Here is a 17,995-nt window from a genome sequence, read left to right as displayed (position 1 = left end):
GTAGAGTATTGGGATGGGCGCGAACTTCATCAGTTTCAGGCCGGCTTCGCCGAAAGACGCCAACGCTGTGGCTGCCATTCACGACGCGGCCTGGCGCTCGACCTATCAAGGCATCATTCCGCATCTCCACCTCGAACGTCAGATTGCGCGGCGTGGCCCGCTCTGGTGGCAACAGCAGATCCAACGCGGCGCGAACGTGACGCTCCTTACGTTCGATGGCGTGCCGCAAGGTTACGCCACATGGGGTTCGGCGCGCGGCACCTGGCCTTGGGAGGCAGGCGAGATCTTCGAGCTTTACGTAACCCCCTCCTTTCAAGGCATCGGCCTCGGAACGCGCCTTTTCGCCACCGTGAAGGACGCGCTCAAGCAGCAGGGTTTGAAGCGCCTCGTCGTGTGGGCGCTGAAGGACAACGAGACGGCCTGTGCCTTCTACGGCGGGCTCGGTGGCTCCATCGTGGCGGCCACCCCCGAGCGCTACGGCGATGTTTCGCTGACGCGCGTGGCGTTCGCATGGGGTGTGAACGTGAAATCGTCGAAGGCGTAGATCAGCCCTGCGCTGACATCGTCATCGGATTGACTGCATTTTTACGAAATGACGCTGGCGATTCGGCCCCGTGCTTGTCGGCATGGCGTTCAGTGCCTCAGGCAATCGGCGATACTGTGCGCGTTGGCGCGCATCAGCTCGAAATATTGGTCCGGCCCCGCTTCGATCCTGACGCCGATTTCGTCGAGAACGCCGCGCTGTGCGTTTGTGCCCTCCACGAGCATGTCGATCAGCCTCGGCGAAAACTGGGGTTCGGCGAAAATGCATACCGCGCCTTTTTCGCGGATGGCGTCGCGCAGGGCGGCAACACTGCCCGCGCCGGGAGAGCGTTCCGGGCTCGGCGTCACCGTGCCCAGGCTGTTCAGGTCGTAGCGACGTTCGAGATATTGCGTCACATCGTGAAAGACCACGAACGGCCGCGTCGAAAGACCGGCGAGCGTCTTTCGCAATTCGCCATCAAGCGCGACAAGCCTGGCTTCAAGCGCGTCGGCGTTGGCGCGATAGCGAGCCGCGTTTTCCGGATCGATAGAGGAGAGCTGGCGCGCAATCTCTCTTGCCAACGCTACGGCATTCGAGGGATCGAGCCAGAAATGCACGTCGGCCTCATCGGGCGAGGCTGCGGTTGAGGATGCGCCATGCGAAGCTCTTGCGGCGAGAAGGTTCAGCCCGGCGGCTCTGTCGAGATCGACAACGCGCGCCTTTGCGGAAAGCGACGTCAGCGCCTTGTCCAGAAACACCTCGAGATGCGGTGAGACGCGGATGACGAGATCGGCGCCGTCAAGAGCGCGCGCATCGGAAGGCTTCAAGGCGTAGGAATGGGGAGAGGCCGCGCCGCCGAGAAGCAGTTTCGGTTCAGCCACGCCGGCCATGACCGCGGCGGTGAGCGAGTGGATCGGCTTGATGGTCGCCACCACGGCGGGAGCCGAAAGCGATGGCGTCGCCACAGCGAGCGCGGCGACAAGGAAGATGCAACGCTTCCAGCGCCTAGCCAAGGGGAAAGACCGCCACTGCGCCAACCCGAGGAAACCCGGCAAGCGGCTCATCATGATATTCATCCGCTTCCGGAAAACATTACGTGATGATATATCGTTACATTGCCGTGGAGCGCAACAGGGAAATGAGAGCCTTCGCGATGAAGGCCCCGAAATCCCCCGCTGCAACTACTCGGCGGCCACGGCCATGGGCTGCCGCTCTTTTTCCACCGTCTGACCAAGGGCATCCGCGAGAAAATCCGCGAACAGTTTGACGGCGGGGCGCATCAGTTGCACCCCCGGAGCGATGCAGGCGATTTCCGCTTTCGGTACATCGTCGCGGATGGGCTTCACAACGACCTTGCCGCCATCGTATGAGGTGCTGGACGAGGGCGTTGCGACGTGCACGGAATAGCCGTGCCCGCGCGCCACAAGGCCGCGCATGACCTCGAAAGTGACGATACGCTGCTGCACGACAGGCGAAACGCCCGCAGCTTCGAAAACCTGTGCGATATAGCCGCTGATAAGTTGATCGCCGAAGAAGATCATCGGATCGTCCTTCAGGTCATGCAGGCTTACATCCGGCGCTTTCGCAAGCCGATGGTCGGCCGGAAGAGAGACGACGAACGGCAGCTTCATCAGCACCGTCGAGTCGAGGGTCTGAGGAACGGCATGGTTGAAGGTGAACGCCAGTTCCACGCGCCCGTTGACGACATCCGCAAGCAGCCGCTCCTGATCGCCTTCGGCCAGCCGAAGCTGGATCAGGGGGTACCGCTTCGAGAAGTCGGTCATGATCGCCGGCATGTAACATGCGGCCAGCGTCGGGAAGCAGCCGACAGTCACCTCGCCGCGCTCGGTATCGCCAAGCGATTCCGCCGACTTCGAGAATTCGTCGGCGTGCTTCAGAAGCAGGCGAGCTTCCGCGATGAGCTTTTGCCCTGCGGGCGTCAGCGTGACGCCCTTCGCATGATGGCGCACGAATATGGCGATGCCGAGCATTTGCTCCAGCTCCGCGATGGCGGCGGATACGGATGGCTGGGACACCTGAAGTTTGCGTGCAGCTTCAGTGACATTCCCGCTATCGGCGGCGGCGGTGACATACCGCAAGAGTCTCAGTGAAATATTCATACAAAGGGATTAACCCGAACCACGCCTTATAGGCCACAAAAGAAAATTTAATATTCCGTGACTTTTTGCACACGACAGCCAGACCCCCGTCGGTCGGCGGGAGTCTGGCGCACCGTGGAATTCGTTTTACTTCCCGCGAAGGCTATCCTTCAAGCCGCCGTAAGTGTTCTGGACCTTACCTTCAGCTTTGTCGGCCTTGCCCTCTGTTTCCGTTTTCGTATCTCCGGTTATTTTTCCAGCCGCTTCCTTGATCGAACCTTTGACCTGCTTGGCGCTTCCTTCCACACGATCCTTGTCCACTTCGATACTCCTCTTGTCGTCTGTATAAAGGAGAAACCCCTGAACAGGAAAAGAGTTCGATGGACGAACGCGACGGGCATGAGCGAAATTGAAGATCCCTCATCGAGCAGATCGGAACTCACTCATGCGCACGCTCTCCCCGGAAAACAGCCTGCTTCTCGCCATCGACTTTCAACCGCGCCTGATGGCAGTCATCGAGGATGCCTCCGCCGTTGTCGCTCATGCGAAGAGGCTTCGGGCCGCGGCGTCCCTGCTCGGCGTACCGACCCTCTTTACCGAGCAGTATGCAAAAGGCCTTGGCGCCACGGTGGAAGACCTGGCGCCGATGGAAGATGCGTTCCAGAAGATGACATTCGATGCTTGCGGGAGCACCGGATTTCTCGACCGCCTGGGCGCGGGCAAAGACCTCGTCGTGACGGGCTGCGAGGCACATATCTGCGTGTTGCAGACGGTGCTTAGCCTTCTCGAAGGCGGACGCCGCGTTTTCGTGGTTCGCGATGCCATCGGATCGCGCCGCGCGGAAAGCAAGGAGACCGCTATCCGGCGGATGGAGCGACACGGCGCGGAGATCGTGACGGCGGAGATGGTCGTCTTCGAATGGCTTCGTACGGCGGAACATCCCCGCTTCCGCGAGGCGGCGGCGTTGATCAAATGACCGGCGTATGAAGAGCCGCCGCTGCCTTGGCGAGCGCTGAGATCGACGGCCAGTCCCCTTCCGCGATCCGCGCCCGATTCACCATCCAGGAGCCGCCCACGCAAATCACGTTCGGCAGCTTGAGGTAACGCGGCGCATTGTCGTGCGTGATGCCACCGGTCGGACAGAACTTGAGCTGGGGCAGAGGCGAGGCGAGGCTTGCCAGCAGTGCAGGGCCGCCCGATGCTTCCGCCGGGAAGAACTTCGCGAAGCGATAGCCCCGTTCGATGAGTGCCATCGCCTCCGACGCCGTCCCGATGCCCGGAAGAAGCGGCACGCCTTCGGAATCGGCGGCGTCGAGCAGGCGCGGCGTCGCGCCCGGCGACACGGCGAAGCGCGCGCCTGATTCCCGCGCCGCCTTCAAAAGCGCCCCGTCGAGCACGGTGCCCGCTCCGACGACCGCCTCGGGCACCTCGTTGGCAATGGCGCGGATCGCATCGAGCGCAGCGCCTGTGCGAAGCGTGATTTCGATCACCGGGAGGCCGCCCGCAAGCAGCGCGCGCGCCAGCGGAACCCCGTCCTCGGCCTTGTCGATAACGACCACCGGGATCACGGCAGCGCGGCTTAGTATGGACTCGAGACCAGCCTGTGCAGATGCAGTCATGCGGCGCTCCTGAAAAAGATCGTGGCTCCCGTGTCGGCTTCGCCCACAGCCGCACGGAACGGCGCAAACAACTCGCGGCCGACGCCCTCATGCGACGCGGAAAGATCTGCGGTTGCCGGTTCGCGCGCCGCCCATTCCTTCTCGTCGACCAGCGCCGCCAGCGTGCCGGACACGGCATCGATCCGGATTATATCACCGTCGCGAATTCGCGCGATGGGGCCACCCGCCACAGCCTCGGGTGTCACGTGGATCGCCGACGGCACCTTGCCGGATGCGCCCGACATGCGCCCGTCGGTGACAAGCGCCACGCGCTGGCCGCGATCCTGAAGCACACCGAGCGGCGGCAAGAGCTTGTGCAACTCGGGCATGCCGTTCGCCTTAGGCCCCTGGAAACGCACCACGGCGACGAAATCGCCAGTCAGCGCGCCGGCCTTGAAGGCCTCCTGCAACGCCTCTTGCGAATGAAAGATGCGGGCCGGACCCTCGATCGTGAGGCGCTCGGGCGCCAGAGCCGAGGTTTTCATCACCGCGCGTCCGAGATTGCCGTCGAGCACGCGGATACCGCCTTCGACGCTGAAGGGCTGATCGACGCTCCGCAGGATCCTCTCATCGCCGGTTTTCTTCGCCGCGTCGCGCCAGACGAGATGACCCTCTTCGTCGAGCCCCGGCTCGATGGCATAGGCGTCGAGCGTTGTGCCCCATACGGTCTTGATGTCGCCGTGGAGCAGGCCCGCCGCCAGAAGCTCGCGGATGACGAAGGGCACGCCCCCAGCCGCCGCGAACTGGTTTACGTCCGCGCTGCCGCTCGGATAGACATGCGCGACCAGCGGCACGACATTCGAGAGCACGTCGAAATCGTCCCAGGTCAGCGTGATGCCCATCGCCGCCGACATGGCGAGAAGATGCAGCGTGTGGTTCGTCGAGCCGCCCGTGGCGAGCACGCCCGCGATGGCGTTCACGAAGGAGCGCTCGTCCACCATCGCCCCGAACGGCGTGTATTCATTGCCGAGCGCCGTCATGGCGAGCGCGCGGCGCACGCCCTCGCGTGTCAGCTCGTCCCGCAGCGGCGTGTTGGCGTTCACGAAGGATGCGCCGGGCAGGTGCACGCCCATCATTTCCATGACCATCTGGTTCGTGTTTGCCGTGCCGTAGAAGGTGCAGGTGCCGGGCGCGTGGTAGGATGCCGCCTCCGCCGCGAGAAGCTCGTCCCGGCTCACCTTGCCTTCCGCGTAGAGCTGCCGGATGCGCGACTTCTCCGGGTTCGGCAGGCCGGACGTCATCGGGCCGCTGGGGATAAACACGACAGGCAGATGCCCGAACGACGCCGCGCCGATGAACAGGCCCGGCACGATCTTGTCGCAGATACCGAGCATGACGGCGGCGTCGAAAGTCTGGTGCGAAAGCGCGACCGCCGTCGACAGCGCAATGACCTCGCGAGAGAACAGGCCGATCTCCATACCCTCGAAGCCTTGCGTGATGCCGTCGCACATGGCGGGTGTGCCGCCCGCGACCTGCGCCGTCGCGCCCGCCTCGCGCGCCGCCTCGCGGATCAGCGGCGGAAAGCGCTCATAGGGCTGATGCGCCGACAGCATGTCGTTATAAGCCGTCACGATGCCGAGGTTCGGCGTGCGTCCCGCGCGCAGTCGCTCCTTGTCGATGGGGCCGCATGCGGCGAACCCGTGCGCCTGGTTCGCGCAGCCGAGATGCGTGCGCTCGGGCTTCCGCTCGGCGGCTTTCGCGATCCGGTCGAGATAGCGCGCGCGCCTGTCATGGCTGCGCTTGACAATGCGTTCGGTGACTTCGCCGACGGTGGAATTGATGGACACGACAATCTCCTTTCGGCTTCAGCGCCTCATGGATCTGTTTCGGGCGAGTGCGTTCAAGTTGAAGCGGTTCTCCGACAAGGCGCACTCTGAAACGAGAGAGAAAGGATCCGCCTTCGATCCATCAAAGGCGGAAACGCTACGGACACCAGAACACGTCGACCGGCCGGAGCGACGCCCGCAGCACGCCGCGGACGGGCATGTCTTCGACCGGGCCGGCGGCACGCGCCGTGTCCAGAACCCGCAATTTGGCTATGCCCTCTATGTGGAGCGCGATCAGCGAGGCGTCCAGAATGACCGGCAATGTCAGGGTAATGCGCGGCTCTCCGGCGGCGTCAGCGGACGTGGCGGCGAGACGCGCGCCGGGCTGCGGCGCGAGCGCGGCGTCGAGGCCCGCGGCGTGCGGGAAAAACGATGCCGTGTGTCCGTCGCCCCCCATGCCAAGCACGCAAACCGCCAGCGGCCATGGCAACGGCTCCAGAAGCGCCTCGGCTTTTTCCAGCCCCGCTTCCGGGGTCGGCGCCTCGTTCACGAGCGGCACGAAATGCACAGCCGCGGCCTCGTTTTGCAGAAGATGTGCGCGCACGAGCCGCGCATTCGAGCGATCCGAACTTTCGGGCACCCAGCGCTCATCGACGAGCGTGACCCACACGCGATCCCATGGCAGCACCTTGCGCGACAACGCGTCGAGAAAGGCGGCTGGCGTGCGCCCGCCCGACACGGCAATCGACGCGCGGTCGAATTCGCCGATGCGGGCCTCTAACGCGTCCGCCACCCGTTGCGCCAGTGCTTCCGCGAGCGCGCCGCCGTCTGTGAAATCATGCCGCTCGATGATCGCGCTCACGAATCCTCCTCATACCAGGTGCGGCCGTCGCGTTCGATCAGCGCAATCGAAGCCGATGGGCCCCACGAACCCGCCGTGTAGGGCTTCACGGGCTCCTTGCTCGCGTCCCAAGCTTCGAGGATCGGATCGATCCAGCGCCATGCGGCTTCCACCTCGTCGCGGCGCATGAACAGCGTCTGGTTGCCCCGCACCACGTCGAGCAAAAGGCGTTCATAGGCGTCCGGGTTCCGCTGGCCGAAAGCCTCGCGGAAGGTCATGTCGAGCGGCACGTTGCGAAGCCGCATCCCCCCAGGTCCGCGATCCTTGATCATGAGCCAAAGCTTGATGCCTTCGTCCGGCTGAAGGCGGATGACGAGCCGGTTCGGCACCACCGGCCCCGCGTCGCGGCTGAAGATCGAATGCGGAATGGGGCGAAACGTGACGACGATCTCCGATACCCGCGCGGGGAGCCGCTTGCCCGTGCGCAGGTAGAACGGTGTGCCTGCCCAGCGCCAGTTGTCGATTTCGAGCTTCAGGGCGACGAAGGTTTCCGCCTGGCTCGTCGCCGCGCCCGGCCCGAGCTCCTGCTGATAGCCCGGTACGGCATGCCCGTCCGCCGCCCCCGCGCGATATTGGCCGCGCACGGTAACGTGCAATGCTTCCCGGCCCCCTATGGGCTTCAGCGCGCGCAGCACTTTCAGCTTCTCGTCGCGGACAGCGTCTGCCCAGATGCAGGTCGGCGGCTCCATCGCCACGAGGCATAGCATCTGCAGCATATGGTTCTGCACCATGTCCCGCAGCGCGCCCGCCTGGTCGTAATATTTCGCGCGGCTTCCGAGCCCCAGCGTCTCGGCGACGGTGATCTGCACATGATCGATATGCGCGGCGTTCCAGAGCGGCTCGAACAGCACGTTCGCGAAGCGCAGCGCCATGAGGTTCTGCACCGTCTCCTTCCCGAGGTAATGGTCGATGCGGTAGATGCGATCTTCCGGGAAGTCCTGCCCGACCGCTTCGTTGATGGCGCGTGAGGAGTCGAGATCGTGCCCTAACGGTTTTTCGAGCACGAGCCGCGTCTTGTCGGTGATGAGGCCGTGGCTCTTGATGCGATGGCAGATCGGGCCGAAGAGGTTCGAGGCGGTGGCGAGGTAGAACACGCGAATGCAGTCGCGGCGCTCTTCGAGCACGTCCGCGAGTTCGTCCCAGCCGTCGTCGCTCATGCCGTCGGCGCGCACATAGACGACGCGCGAGAGGAAGCGGCCGAGCGTCTCGCCGTCGATATCCCCTTCCGGCAGCGAGGCGCGGATCGCGTCTTCCACATCGGCGCGATAGCTCTCCGTCGTCTCGTCGCGCCGAGCCACCCCGATAATGCGCGCGGTTTCGGGGAGCTGGTTGTCGAAGTCGCGGTGATAGAGCGCCGGGAAAAGCTTGCGCCGGGCGAGATCGCCCGTGCCGCCGAAGACGACATAATCGAAGGGGTCGACAACAATGATGCGGGCCATCTTCCGTCCTCGTTGCGCATGCCGCGAATTGCGTTCTGTCGCGGCGCTCACTGTGCGGGCGTTCGGTTTCAAAAGCATTCTAAGCTTCTGTGAACGATCGACTTGTTCGCATGCTTTTTCGCCGAAGCCTTTCGATGCAAGACGCCATGACGGAAGGCGATCGTCCGACGCGAGAACACGTCGGCCGGGCTTCTGTTGCATCGCAAAACGGAAGCGCCCGGACGATCCACGAGTGGAGCGCCGCCTTTGATGCGTCGGTTAACGGACGAGCTTCGGGAACAGGGCGGCAACCTCGGCATAGGTGTCGCGCAGCCGCTCTTCGAGGCGCGCGACATCCGGCTCACCGGTGACATGCAGCAACGCCTCGATGAGGTCGCATGGCGCAGCGGCCGGGTCGAAAGCGCCTTCCGTACACAGGCGGAGGATCTGGGAGACGTCGTTGAAAAGCTCGGCGGCATGGATCAGCCTGCTGCCGTCTTCCGGGTCGAGCACGCCCGCCGCGACAAGCTTCTTCAGCGCGGCCTCGGTGTTCTGGTCGAGGATCTCCGGCAGGCGGTCCGCATGCGCCACCTGAAGGAACTGCGCGATGAACTCCACATCGATCAGGCCGCCGTTGAACGTCTTGATCTGCCAGAGGTCGCGCGTGCCCTTTTCCTTCTCGATGAGCGCGCGCATTTCGAGGACATCGCCCGCGGTCTTTGCCCGGTCGCGCGGCAGCGTCAGCACCTCGCGGATCGCGCCGCAAAGCCGCTCGCGAAGCTCAGGCGGGCCCGCGATGGGCCGCGCGCGGGTGAGCGCGAGGTGCTCCCACGTCCAGGCCTCGTTCTTCTGGTATGACAGGAAGCCATCGAGCCGGACGGCGACCGGGCCCGCCTTGCCGGACGGCCGCAGCCGCATGTCGACGGCGTAAAGCTCGCCCTCGGGCGTCGGCGCGGAGAGCGCGGCGATGAGGCGTTGTGTCAGGCGCGCGTAATGCTGGGGCGCGGCCTGCGCCTTGTCCTGCGGAACATCGTAAACCACGATGAGATCGACATCCGATGAGGCCGTCGTCTCGCGCCCGCCGAGCTTGCCCATCGCGAGAACCGCAGGCGCGGGCATGTCTGCGCCGTAGCGCTCCTGAACCGCGTCGAGAAGCGCCTCGATGACCGATTCAGCAATCAGTGAATAGGTTGCGCCGGCCTCGCGCGGATCGATACGGCCTGAAAGAAGTTCGACGCCCGCGAGGAACATGCGCTCCTGCCCGACGACCCGCGCGCGGTCGAGGCGGTCGTCGTAAGTTTCGGCGGCGAGGATGTCCCGGCGGATGTGGTCGCGCACTTCGTCCGGTGTCGGCGCCTCGCCGAAGCCGTCCGGGTCGAGCAGCGCCTCCATGATGCGGCGGCGGCGCGAGAGGATGCGGGCGAGCCGCGGCGCGGACCCCATGATCTGCGCGAGAAGCTGAAGGAAGGTCGGGTTCGCGCGCAGCATCGAGAAGAGCTGAAGCGCGGTCGGCACCTCGGCGAGAAACTTGTCGAAGGTGGAGAGTGCGAGGTCCGGGTCGCCCGTCTTGCCGAAGGCTTCGAGGAGCGCGGGTGTAAACTCGGTCAGGATCTCCCGCGCGCGGGCGCTGCGCATGGCGGCATAGCGGCCATAATGCCAGCCCTTCACCATGGCGATGACGCCGGATGGGTTTCTGAAGCCCATCGCGCCAAGCGTGGTGAGCGTGGCGGGATCTTCGACATCGCCCGCGAAGACGAGATTTCCACCGCCGACTTGCGGCGCGGTCAGTTGGGGCGTTTTCTCGAAGAGCGCCGCGTAATGCTCCTGCACCATCATCATGGTGGAGCGCATGTCCCGCTCGAAACGCGCCTCGTCCGCATAACCCGCGAAGCGCGCGAAGCGTTCGAGTTCGGCGAGGGAGGACGGAAGCGAATGCGTCTGCTGGTCCGCCACCATTTGCAGGCGGTGCTCCATGCGGCGCAGCGTGCGGTAGGCGTCGGAAAGGTCGTCGCGAACCTGCGGCGTGATCCACTCGTAATCCGTCAGAAGTTTCAGGCCGGTGATCGTGCGGCGCGTGCGCAGCGGCGGCTGGCGGCCACCCGCGATGAGTTGCTGCGATTGCACGAAGAACTCGATCTCGCGGATGCCGCCCCGCCCGAGTTTCAGGTTGTGCCCGGCGACCGCAATCTTCTCGTGCCCCTTCGCGGCGTGGATCTGCCGCTTCATGGCGTGAATGTCGGAAATCGCGTTGTAGTCGAGATATTTGCGCCAGACGTAAGGCGCGAGCGACTTCAGGAACGCATCGCCCGCCGCGATGTCGCCCGCCACGGGGCGCGCCTTGATCATGGCGGCGCGTTCCCAGTTCTGGCCCTGGCTTTCGTAATAGCGAAACGCGGCGTCGGTGGAGATGGCGGCCTGAGTCGAACCCGGATCGGGCCGCAGGCGCAGGTCGGTGCGGAACACGTAGCCGTCCGCCGTGCGCTCCTGCAGGATGGTGACGAGGTCGCGGACGAGCCGCACGAAGAAGGGCTGCGCCTCGAAGCCGTCGCCGAGCGGCGCGGTTTCGCGGTCATAAAAGATGATGAGGTCGATGTCGCTCGAATAGTTCAGCTCGTGCGCGCCGTATTTGCCCATGCCGAGAATGATGAAGCCGCTGCCCTCCTCGGGGCGCGTATGATCCGGCGGGAAGAACTTGCGCGCTTCCATGGCGCGGGCGAGCAGGAAGCGCACCGCATGGCCGACAAGCGCGTCGGCTGCATCCGTCAGGCGGCGCGTGACTTCGTCCACGCTCCAAACCTCGCCGAGATCGGCGAGCGCGACGAGAAAGGCAAGGTCTGCCTTCGCGATGCGAAGCGCGGTCATCAGCTCGCGCTGGCTGGTTGTCGTCGCTGCTTCGTCCGCGACGCGGGCCAGCACGGCGTCGAAGCGCGCTTCGGGCGCGGTTTCCAGCGTTTCGAAAAGCCGGTCCGGGTTGCGTTCGGCGAGACCGAAAAGGAATTCCGACCCCGCAAACACGCCGGACAGGAACGCGAGCGTCTTGTCGTCGAAGGCGGCCTCGGGCCGAACGGCCTTGAGCGCGGCCATCGCGCGATCCACCCTTTGCCGCCCGGTGCCCTCCGCGTTGTCGAGCGGGGTTGGCGTGAGGCGGTTTCGAAGCGCTGCGGGATCAGGCTGCATGCGTCACCATTTCGGCTTCTTCGCCGGGCGCTTTTTGCGGCGCCGCGACAAGGTTTTTCTTCAGCCGCAGCCGCACGCGAAGCCCCGGCCCGTTGTCTTCGAGCGAAACGGACCCTTCATGCAGGCGCGCGACCGCCGCGACGAGCGACAGGCCGAGCCCGCTGCCGGGAATCGACCGGCTCGGCTGAAGACGCACAAAGCGCTGGAGCACGCGTTCGCGGTCCGCCTCGGGTATGCCCGGCCCATTGTCTGAAACAAGGATGTCGATGAAATCGCCCCGGTCCTCAAGGCCGAGTTCCACAGCGGGATGTTTTGCCCCACCCTCGGGGGCGGGTTGGATGGCGTATTTCATCGCGTTGTCGAGCAGGTTCGCTACCGCCTGCACGATGAGGTGCTTCTCGCCCGCGATCATGACGGCGTCGGAGGCGCAGGTGGTGACGAGCGAAAGCCCCTGTTCTTCCGCCGCGGGCTCATAAAGCTCGGCGACGTCGTTCAGGAGCGCGCAGACATTCAGCGGCCCGAAGCTCTCCGACCGCGAGCCCGCTTCGAGCCGCGCGATGCTGAGCAGCGCGTCGAAGGTCTGGATCAGGGTGTCGGCCTCCTCGATGACGCTGCCCAGCGCTTCGGTGAGTTTCTCGGGCGACGGGCTCGACTGGAGCGCGCGTTCCGCCCGCGTGCGCAAGCGATGAAGCGGCGTCTTCAGGTCGTGCGCGATGTTGTCGGATACGTTCTTCAGCCCGATCATGAGATCCTGGATGCGGTCGAGCATCGCGTTCAGATTTTCCGAGAGGCGATCGAACTCGTCGGCGTGCCCTCTCACGGGAACGCGCTGCGCGAGATTGCCCTGCATGATCGCGCGGGCGGTGCTCGACGCTTCGTCCACGCGGCGCAGCATGCGGCGGCTCACGATCACGGCCCCCGCCGCGCCGATGGCGATGATCAGCGCATAACCGAGCAGAAACGCGGTGCGCAGCAGGCGCTTCAGCGTCTCCTGGTTTTCGATGTCGCGCGCGACGATGAGATGGAGGTCGTTCGGCAGACGCGTCACGACGCCGAACGCCTGCCGCTGCCGCGCATCGCTGCCGCGCTTGCGATAGGCGAATTGGGCAGCGCCTTGCGTCGCCCACAGGTCAGCCGCCACGGCTTCGAGATTGCCCGCGAGCCAGCGGCCATTGGCGTCGGTGAGAAGATAGAGGCCGTTGTTGGACGCGGCGGAACGCTCCGCGATGGCTGGGCCGAGCGCGGCCGGTCCGCCTTCGTTGTAGCGCGCGGCGAGGAAGTCGAAATCGGTCTGGACCGCTGCTTCCGCCTCGTGGGCGAGAAATCCCTGCATCGCCACGTTCACATAGATGAAGACGGCGGCGACGGCGACGCAGAACAGCGAGACATAGATCGCGAACAGCCGGAACGGCGTCGCGAGAACGAGGCGGGGAATCAGTTTTACGAAATTAGCGACGCTCATCGCGGATCATGTAACCCGCGCCGCGTACGGTTTCCAGAAGCGGCTTGCCTTGGCCCTTGTCGATCTTGCTGCGCAGCCGGGAAATATGCACGTCGATGACGTTCGTCTGGGGGTCGAAATGATAATCCCACACGTTTTCGAGCAGCATGGTGCGCGTCACCACTTGCCCGGCATGCTTCATGAGATATTCGAGCAGCCGATATTCGCGCGGCTGGAGCACGATGGTTTCGCCGCCGCGCGATACCTTGTGAGACAAGCGGTCGAGCACGAGGTCGCCGACAGTGTAGGTCGTCACTGCGCGTTCGGTGGGACCGCGCCGCGCCAGCGCCTCGACGCGCGCGACGAGTTCCACGAGGCTGTAGGGTTTCGGCAGGTAGTCGTCGCCGCCCGCGCGAAGACCCTTCACACGGTCGTCCACGGCGCCGAGTGCCGAGAGGATCAGCACCGGCGTGCTGTCGCCGCGCTCGCGAAGCCGCTCGACGAGCGTCAGACCGTCGAGCTTCGGCAGCATGCGGTCCACGATCAGAACGCCGAATTTGGATGATGTAGCACTGTCAAAACCGGTCTCGCCGTCGCCCGCGATCTCGGTCTGAAATCCGGCCTCACCGAGCGCCTTGGCCAGAAAATCGGCCGCAGTGCGATCATCCTCAACGATCAGAACCCGCATGGTTCACCTTGCTTGTGTCCGCCGCTCAAGAGGAAGGCCGATGACGATGTCGTCGGCCTTCACCGATCATCATGGGAAATGCCGCCCCAAGGCGGCAATTCCTGGCCAGCCTAGTGGTCCGATTCCGACATTTGCATCCGTTTGCGGCACGCTGCGAGCAAATGTCAAAGGACCACTAGCAACATCACGATCGAGTGGAGCTTTTGAATTTGACATTTGAGCGAAAGCTCGCAGCCACCGGGACTCAAATGTCAAATTCGCTCCACTAGCGCTTGCCCTTGTTCTTGTCGGAGCCCGTCGACTCCTTGGCTTCGCTTTCCTTGTCTTCGTCGGACTTGTCGATGGGAAGGCCGATGAAGCGCTGCTGGTCGCGGCTCCTCACTTGAAGCAGAACGTTTTTCTTGTTCTTCTGGCGCGCGTCGCGGATGCCGTCCACGACGTCGTCTGGCGAGGAGACCGTCTTGCCGTTCACTTCGACGATCACGTCGCCGCGGCGCAGACCCTGATCGGCGGCCTTGGAGTTTGGATCGACGTTCACGATCGCAACGCCTTCCTTGGTCTTGGCGCCGGGGAACTCGGGCGCGGGGATGAGCGTCAGGCCGAGGTCGTCCAGCTCCTTGCCCGAAGCGCTGCTGTCGCTGTCGTCGTTTCCGCCCTGAAGAGAGGCAAGCTTGTCGTTAGCGGGGAACTCGCCGAGCTTGACCGTGACTTCGCGTTCTTCGCCGTTGCGGAAAACGCGAAGCTTTGCATCGGCGCCGGGCGGAAGGGCGGCGATGGTGCGGGCGAGTTCGCGCGAGTTGCTGACGGACCGACCGTTAACCTGCTGAATCACGTCGCGGGCCTTGAGTTCGGATTTCGCGGCGGGGCCATCCGCGATGATCTTCGCGACGAGCGCACCCTTCGCGGTCTTCAGCCCCTGGCTCTCGGCAATATTCTCGTCGAGATTCTGGATCTGAACGCCGAGCCAGCCGCTCGACACTTTGCCCTTGTCGCGAAGCTTGTCGACGACGTCCTTGGCGGTGGAAGCAGGGATGGCGAACGCGATGCCGACGCTGCCGCCCGACGGCGAATAGATCGCGGTGTTCACGCCGACGACACGGCCCTTGAGGTCCACAGCGGGGCCGCCGGAATTGCCGCGGTTTACCGCCGCGTCGATCTGGAGGAAGTCATAAGGACCGGAGCCGATGTCGCGGCCATTCGCCGAGACGATACCCGCCGTCACCGTGCCGCCGAGGCCGAACGGATTGCCGACCGCCAGCACCCAGTCGCCGACGCGCGGCGGGGTGTCTTCAAATTCGAGCCAGTTGTCGAACTTCTTCTTGGAGTCGATTTTCAAGAGCGCGATATCGGTGCGCGCATCCGAGCCGACGACCTTCGCCTTGTACTTCTCTTCGTTCTCGAAGGTGATCTCGATCTCGTCAACCTTGTCGGCAACGTGATGGTTCGTCACCACATAGCCGTCCGGTGAGATGAGGAACCCGGAACCTTGCGCACGGGAGGGGCGGCGCTCAGGCTGGTTATGCTTGAACTGGTCGAAGAACTCGCGCAGCGGGTGGTCCGGCGGAAGGTCGGGCAAATCTCTTTGCGAGGTTTCGCCGGCGGCGCCGCGGGATTTTACATTCACGCTCACCACGGCCGGGCGGACCTTGTCCGCGAGATCCGCGAATGTGGGAGGCGAACCGGGCAGCGGCCCCTGCTTTGCTTCCTGCGCAAATGCGGCCCCGCCGTGGAAGGGCACGGCGGGCATCGCCGTCAGCAGGCCCGCGCCGAGAAGCCCCGCGCCGAGAAAGGCGCCCGCTGACTTCACGCGTCCGTAGGCCCGCTTGCCTATCCGCGCATCTTCTAGTTGTCCTGTAGCCATCGGTCAGCTGTCCCCTGAAACATTTACGTCGTCTCATTGATATAAGAAGGCGAATATTACAAACCACTTGCCGCCAAATTAAAAGATGTTAAGGCACCCCAGCCGCCCCGCAGAAGTTGCGAAACCGATCCGCAAACCGTCCCGCATCGATATGAAAAACGGATCGACAAGACAGCGCACGATTCTGTTCGTCCCCGCTTAAGCCGGCCTGAAGCCATTATCCCTATAAATGGTCGAGAGTTTTTCGCGCTTCCGGCGTGTGACGTCGGGGGCAGCGGCGGGGAAGGGTTTGCGTCATGGCGTGGTGGAATGCGGCCGACGAGGCGATGATGCTCAGGTGCATCGAGCTTTCGCGGGAAGCGACCCGGGACGGTGACTATCCGTTCGGCGCGCTCGTTGCCCTCGATGGCGAAATCGTCGCCGAAGCGGGGAACCGCGCGATGCGCGATGCCGACTTCTCCCGTCATGCCGAAATCATCGCAATTGCCGCCGCATTGAAGGCCGTTGGCCGTGGGGGACTTGCCCGGTCGACGCTCTATTCCACCGTCGAACCGTGCGCGATGTGCTCCTTCTGCATTCGCGAAGCCTGGGTCGGGCGCGTCGCCTATGCGCTCGCCTCGCCCGCGATGGGCGGCGTCTCCAAATGGACGATCCTTTACGACGAGGAACTGGGCCGGCAATTGCCGATCTTCGGGCCCGCGCCCGAAGTCGTCAGCGGCCTCCTCGCGGAAGAAGCCCTGGCGGCCTGGCGCGAATGGAACCCCGTTGCCACGGAACTCGCCCGTCTTCGCGGCGCGCTGGCTGACGAAACCGCGCAACGGGACGAGCCGCGACGTCTTCCGGCGCGAGCCCCCTCGATGGCGCAGCGCGTCGTCCTGCCGTTCCTTCGTCTCGCCGCATGGCGCGACAAGCACGCACAGATTTCAGACCGCTAACGCTAACCGCAGGGGGTGTTCGTCATGGATCAGGTATTGGGACAGGCTTCGCATAATCCGGTCGCCGGCGGTAGCGCGGCGCCCTCGGCGCTCGACAGGCGCGGGCGTCCGCAGTCGGCGTTTCGCAAGGCCCTGCGCAGCACGCTGCACTATCTGTCCTATCATTTCGTGCTGAAACACGATGATACGCAGCGCGCGAAAGCAGCCGGCTTCATGCTGGAGGTGCCGCCGACCGTCTTCCATCCGCGCTATTTCATTTCGAGCGAGACCTTCGCGCATTTTATCGACGGCCTCGATCTCAGGGGCAAGGTGGTTGCCGATATCGGCACCGGCTCGGGCATTCTCGCGCTCGCGGCGGCACGCGCGGGCGCGGATTTCGTGCTCGCGCTCGACATCAACCCGGCCGCCGCCGACGCCGCCGTCCAGAACGCGGAGGCGAACGGTTACGGCCCGAACGTGAAAGGTCTGTGTTGCAATCTTATGGATGCGATTCCGGCGCGCCCGATCTTCGACGTCATTTTCTCAAGCCCCCCGAAGCATGCGGGCAAGACGCGCGATCTCGCCGATGCCGGTTGGCATTCGGGGCCGGATAATCTCAACCTGCGCGGCCTTTTCCGTCAGGCGCGTGCGCGGCTGAAACCGGACGGCCGGATGTATCTCATGATCTCGTCCGATTCCGATCTCGATTTCTTCGATCGCGAAATCGCTGAAGCGGGCTTCAAGGCAAGGCTGGCGCTGGAAAAGTCGATCTATATCGAGTCTTTTCTGCTGTACGAACTCACGCCGCAGGAGGCGGCGACGAACGCGGTTTCACCGGACGAGCTGCAAGCCGATACGGTTCACGCCGACGAGGTTCAGACCGAAAAGGCGGAGTTCGAAGAGACCCAACCGGCCGATGCGGCTCCCCCATCGTCCGCCGCGTTTTCGAGCGAACTGAATACCTGCTCGCCCGAAGCAAGCCCGTCAAATCAGTAGACTGCCGCGTTTAAACGAAAAGCAGGCGGGCGCCCTGATCGGCACGCCCGCCCCGCTGATACCTAGAAGCCGAAGCCGATGCTCAGGCCGGGGCGTCCCCAGCCGTAGCCCCCGTAACCGTAGTACGGCGCACCCCACCCGCCGTAATAGCCGCTGCGGTAGTAGCGCGGATATCCGTAATACCCGTAGCGATAGTATCTGTGGCGCGGGTAGTAGCCGTAGCGATAGGGCCGATAGCGCGGATAATAGCCATACGCGAACGGCGCGAAGAACGGCCCGCGAGGGCCGCCCCAGTGCCTGTGCCCCCATCTCCGGTGGCCGTAATAGCCGCGGTGGCCGCGCCAGTGCACCTTTTCGACACCAGACTGAGCCGCGGCCTGCGTCAGAACGGCGGCAGAAGACGATATGGGCGCCGCCGATGCCGACTGCACAGGCAGAGCAAGTGTTGCGGCGACGAGAGCCGCTCCAGCGATGGTTTTGATTGTCATGTCGTGAACACCTCACTCATTCGGCGCGGTCGCTGTTACGCCGCGCTCTTGTGAGGTGGACACGC

The 17,995-nt window shown here is 64.3% G+C and carries 16 protein-coding genes; 4 read left to right on the top strand and 12 right to left on the bottom strand.

Going from position 1 to position 17,995, the window contains the following annotated elements:
• The first annotated feature begins 13 nt into the window (after positions 1 to 13).
• On the top strand, positions 14 to 544 hold the full coding sequence (locus tag QM659_RS01990; RefSeq protein ID WP_127077181.1) for a GNAT family N-acetyltransferase: 531 nt from the start codon (positions 14 to 16) through the stop codon (positions 542 to 544).
• An 89-nt stretch (positions 545 to 633) separates the two neighbouring features.
• Here the strand turns inward: QM659_RS01990 and QM659_RS01985 are convergent, their stop codons facing one another.
• The 3 genes from QM659_RS01985 to QM659_RS01975 all read right to left on the bottom strand — a co-directional run bounded on the left by QM659_RS01985 (position 634) and on the right by QM659_RS01975 (position 2,943).
• The gene (locus QM659_RS01985) at positions 634 to 1,590 is read right to left on the bottom strand and encodes a zinc ABC transporter substrate-binding protein (RefSeq protein WP_415187191.1); all 957 of its coding nucleotides are present in this window, start codon (positions 1,588 to 1,590) and stop codon (positions 634 to 636) included.
• Positions 1,591 to 1,704: 114 nt separating this feature from the next.
• Positions 1,705 to 2,643 carry a LysR family transcriptional regulator gene (locus QM659_RS01980; RefSeq protein ID WP_415187190.1) on the bottom strand — a complete coding sequence of 313 codons (939 nt, stop codon included), beginning with the start codon at positions 2,641 to 2,643 and terminating at the stop codon, positions 1,705 to 1,707.
• A 126-nt stretch (positions 2,644 to 2,769) separates the two neighbouring features.
• The gene (locus QM659_RS01975) at positions 2,770 to 2,943 is read right to left on the bottom strand and encodes a CsbD family protein (RefSeq protein WP_415187189.1); all 174 of its coding nucleotides are present in this window, start codon (positions 2,941 to 2,943) and stop codon (positions 2,770 to 2,772) included.
• Between the two features lie 124 nt (positions 2,944 to 3,067).
• Between QM659_RS01975 and QM659_RS01970 the strand changes: the two genes are divergently transcribed.
• On the top strand, positions 3,068 to 3,598 hold the full coding sequence (locus QM659_RS01970; RefSeq protein WP_415187188.1) for an isochorismatase family protein: 531 nt from the start codon (positions 3,068 to 3,070) through the stop codon (positions 3,596 to 3,598).
• Here the strand turns inward: QM659_RS01970 and eda are convergent.
• The 8 genes from eda to QM659_RS01930 form a co-directional block, all read right to left on the bottom strand.
• Positions 3,591 to 4,241: a bifunctional 4-hydroxy-2-oxoglutarate aldolase/2-dehydro-3-deoxy-phosphogluconate aldolase gene (gene eda / locus QM659_RS01965; protein ID WP_303483872.1), complete on the bottom strand. Its 651-nt coding sequence runs from the start codon at positions 4,239 to 4,241 to the stop codon at positions 3,591 to 3,593. The genes QM659_RS01970 and eda overlap by 8 nt on opposite strands.
• Positions 4,238 to 6,067 (bottom strand): phosphogluconate dehydratase, encoded by a 1,830-nt coding sequence (gene edd, locus QM659_RS01960; protein ID WP_415187187.1) that lies wholly within the window; start codon positions 6,065 to 6,067, stop codon positions 4,238 to 4,240. Before edd ends, eda begins: the two co-directional genes overlap by 4 nt.
• A 136-nt stretch (positions 6,068 to 6,203) precedes the next feature.
• Positions 6,204 to 6,908 (bottom strand): 6-phosphogluconolactonase, encoded by a 705-nt coding sequence (gene pgl / locus QM659_RS01955; RefSeq protein ID WP_415187186.1) that lies wholly within the window; start codon positions 6,906 to 6,908, stop codon positions 6,204 to 6,206.
• Positions 6,905 to 8,386, bottom strand: coding sequence for a glucose-6-phosphate dehydrogenase (zwf, locus tag QM659_RS01950; RefSeq protein ID WP_415187185.1), 1,482 nt, complete (start codon positions 8,384 to 8,386; stop codon positions 6,905 to 6,907). The genes pgl and zwf overlap by 4 nt, the downstream gene beginning before the upstream one ends.
• 258 nt (positions 8,387 to 8,644) lie before the next feature.
• A complete protein-coding gene (locus QM659_RS01945) occupies positions 8,645 to 11,542 on the bottom strand; it encodes a bifunctional [glutamine synthetase] adenylyltransferase/[glutamine synthetase]-adenylyl-L-tyrosine phosphorylase (protein ID WP_415187184.1) in 2,898 nt (965 codons plus the stop codon).
• Positions 11,532 to 13,004, bottom strand: coding sequence for an ATP-binding protein (locus tag QM659_RS01940; RefSeq protein ID WP_415187183.1), 1,473 nt, complete (start codon positions 13,002 to 13,004; stop codon positions 11,532 to 11,534). The genes QM659_RS01945 and QM659_RS01940 overlap by 11 nt, the downstream gene beginning before the upstream one ends.
• Entirely contained in the window at positions 12,991 to 13,671 is a 681-nt protein-coding gene (locus QM659_RS01935) for a response regulator transcription factor (protein WP_127077171.1), read from the bottom strand. Before QM659_RS01935 ends, QM659_RS01940 begins: the two co-directional genes overlap by 14 nt.
• 265 nt (positions 13,672 to 13,936) lie before the next feature.
• Positions 13,937 to 15,532 carry a Do family serine endopeptidase gene (locus QM659_RS01930; protein ID WP_415187182.1) on the bottom strand — a complete coding sequence of 532 codons (1,596 nt, stop codon included), beginning with the start codon at positions 15,530 to 15,532 and terminating at the stop codon, positions 13,937 to 13,939.
• A 296-nt stretch (positions 15,533 to 15,828) separates the two neighbouring features.
• Here QM659_RS01930 and QM659_RS01925 point away from each other — a divergent pair, with 296 nt between their 5' ends.
• Complete coding sequence (locus QM659_RS01925; RefSeq protein WP_415187181.1) at positions 15,829 to 16,467, top strand: nucleoside deaminase; 639 nt, start codon at positions 15,829 to 15,831, stop codon at positions 16,465 to 16,467.
• Positions 16,468 to 16,491: 24 nt separating this feature from the next.
• The gene (locus QM659_RS01920; protein WP_415187180.1) at positions 16,492 to 17,442 is read left to right on the top strand and encodes a 50S ribosomal protein L11 methyltransferase; all 951 of its coding nucleotides are present in this window, start codon (positions 16,492 to 16,494) and stop codon (positions 17,440 to 17,442) included.
• Between the two features lie 62 nt (positions 17,443 to 17,504).
• Here QM659_RS01920 and QM659_RS01915 read toward each other — a convergent pair whose 3' ends face one another.
• A complete protein-coding gene (locus tag QM659_RS01915) occupies positions 17,505 to 17,930 on the bottom strand; it encodes a hypothetical protein (RefSeq protein WP_415187179.1) in 426 nt (141 codons plus the stop codon).
• Positions 17,931 to 17,995 lie beyond the last annotated feature (65 nt).

This window comes from Rhodomicrobium sp. (assembly GCF_047605405.1).
Classification (GTDB): Bacteria; Pseudomonadota; Alphaproteobacteria; order Rhizobiales; family Rhodomicrobiaceae; genus Rhodomicrobium; species Rhodomicrobium lacus.
The sequence above is the reverse complement of the archived record's forward strand: the minus strand, read 5'-3'. Positions and strand labels throughout refer to the sequence as shown.

Bases quoted from the DNA above. Each gene is read 5' to 3' on its own strand.
- QM659_RS01990 (WP_127077181.1), top strand. From the start codon at position 14: ATGGGCGCGAACTTCATCAGTTTCAGGCCGGCTTCGCCGAAAGACGCC.
- QM659_RS01985 (WP_415187191.1), bottom strand. From the start codon at position 1,590: ATGATGAGCCGCTTGCCGGGTTTCCTCGGGTTGGCGCAGTGGCGGTCT.
- QM659_RS01980 (WP_415187190.1), bottom strand. From the start codon at position 2,643: ATGAATATTTCACTGAGACTCTTGCGGTATGTCACCGCCGCCGCCGAT.
- QM659_RS01970 (WP_415187188.1), top strand. From the start codon at position 3,068: ATGCGCACGCTCTCCCCGGAAAACAGCCTGCTTCTCGCCATCGACTTT.
- eda (WP_303483872.1), bottom strand. From the start codon at position 4,241: ATGACTGCATCTGCACAGGCTGGTCTCGAGTCCATACTAAGCCGCGCT.
- zwf (WP_415187185.1), bottom strand. From the start codon at position 8,386: ATGGCCCGCATCATTGTTGTCGACCCCTTCGATTATGTCGTCTTCGGC.
- QM659_RS01945 (WP_415187184.1), bottom strand. From the start codon at position 11,542: ATGCAGCCTGATCCCGCAGCGCTTCGAAACCGCCTCACGCCAACCCCG.
- QM659_RS01940 (WP_415187183.1), bottom strand. From the start codon at position 13,004: ATGAGCGTCGCTAATTTCGTAAAACTGATTCCCCGCCTCGTTCTCGCG.
- QM659_RS01935 (WP_127077171.1), bottom strand. From the start codon at position 13,671: ATGCGGGTTCTGATCGTTGAGGATGATCGCACTGCGGCCGATTTTCTG.
- QM659_RS01930 (WP_415187182.1), bottom strand. From the start codon at position 15,532: ATGGCTACAGGACAACTAGAAGATGCGCGGATAGGCAAGCGGGCCTAC.
- QM659_RS01925 (WP_415187181.1), top strand. From the start codon at position 15,829: ATGGCGTGGTGGAATGCGGCCGACGAGGCGATGATGCTCAGGTGCATC.
- QM659_RS01920 (WP_415187180.1), top strand. From the start codon at position 16,492: ATGGATCAGGTATTGGGACAGGCTTCGCATAATCCGGTCGCCGGCGGT.
- QM659_RS01915 (WP_415187179.1), bottom strand. From the start codon at position 17,930: ATGACAATCAAAACCATCGCTGGAGCGGCTCTCGTCGCCGCAACACTT.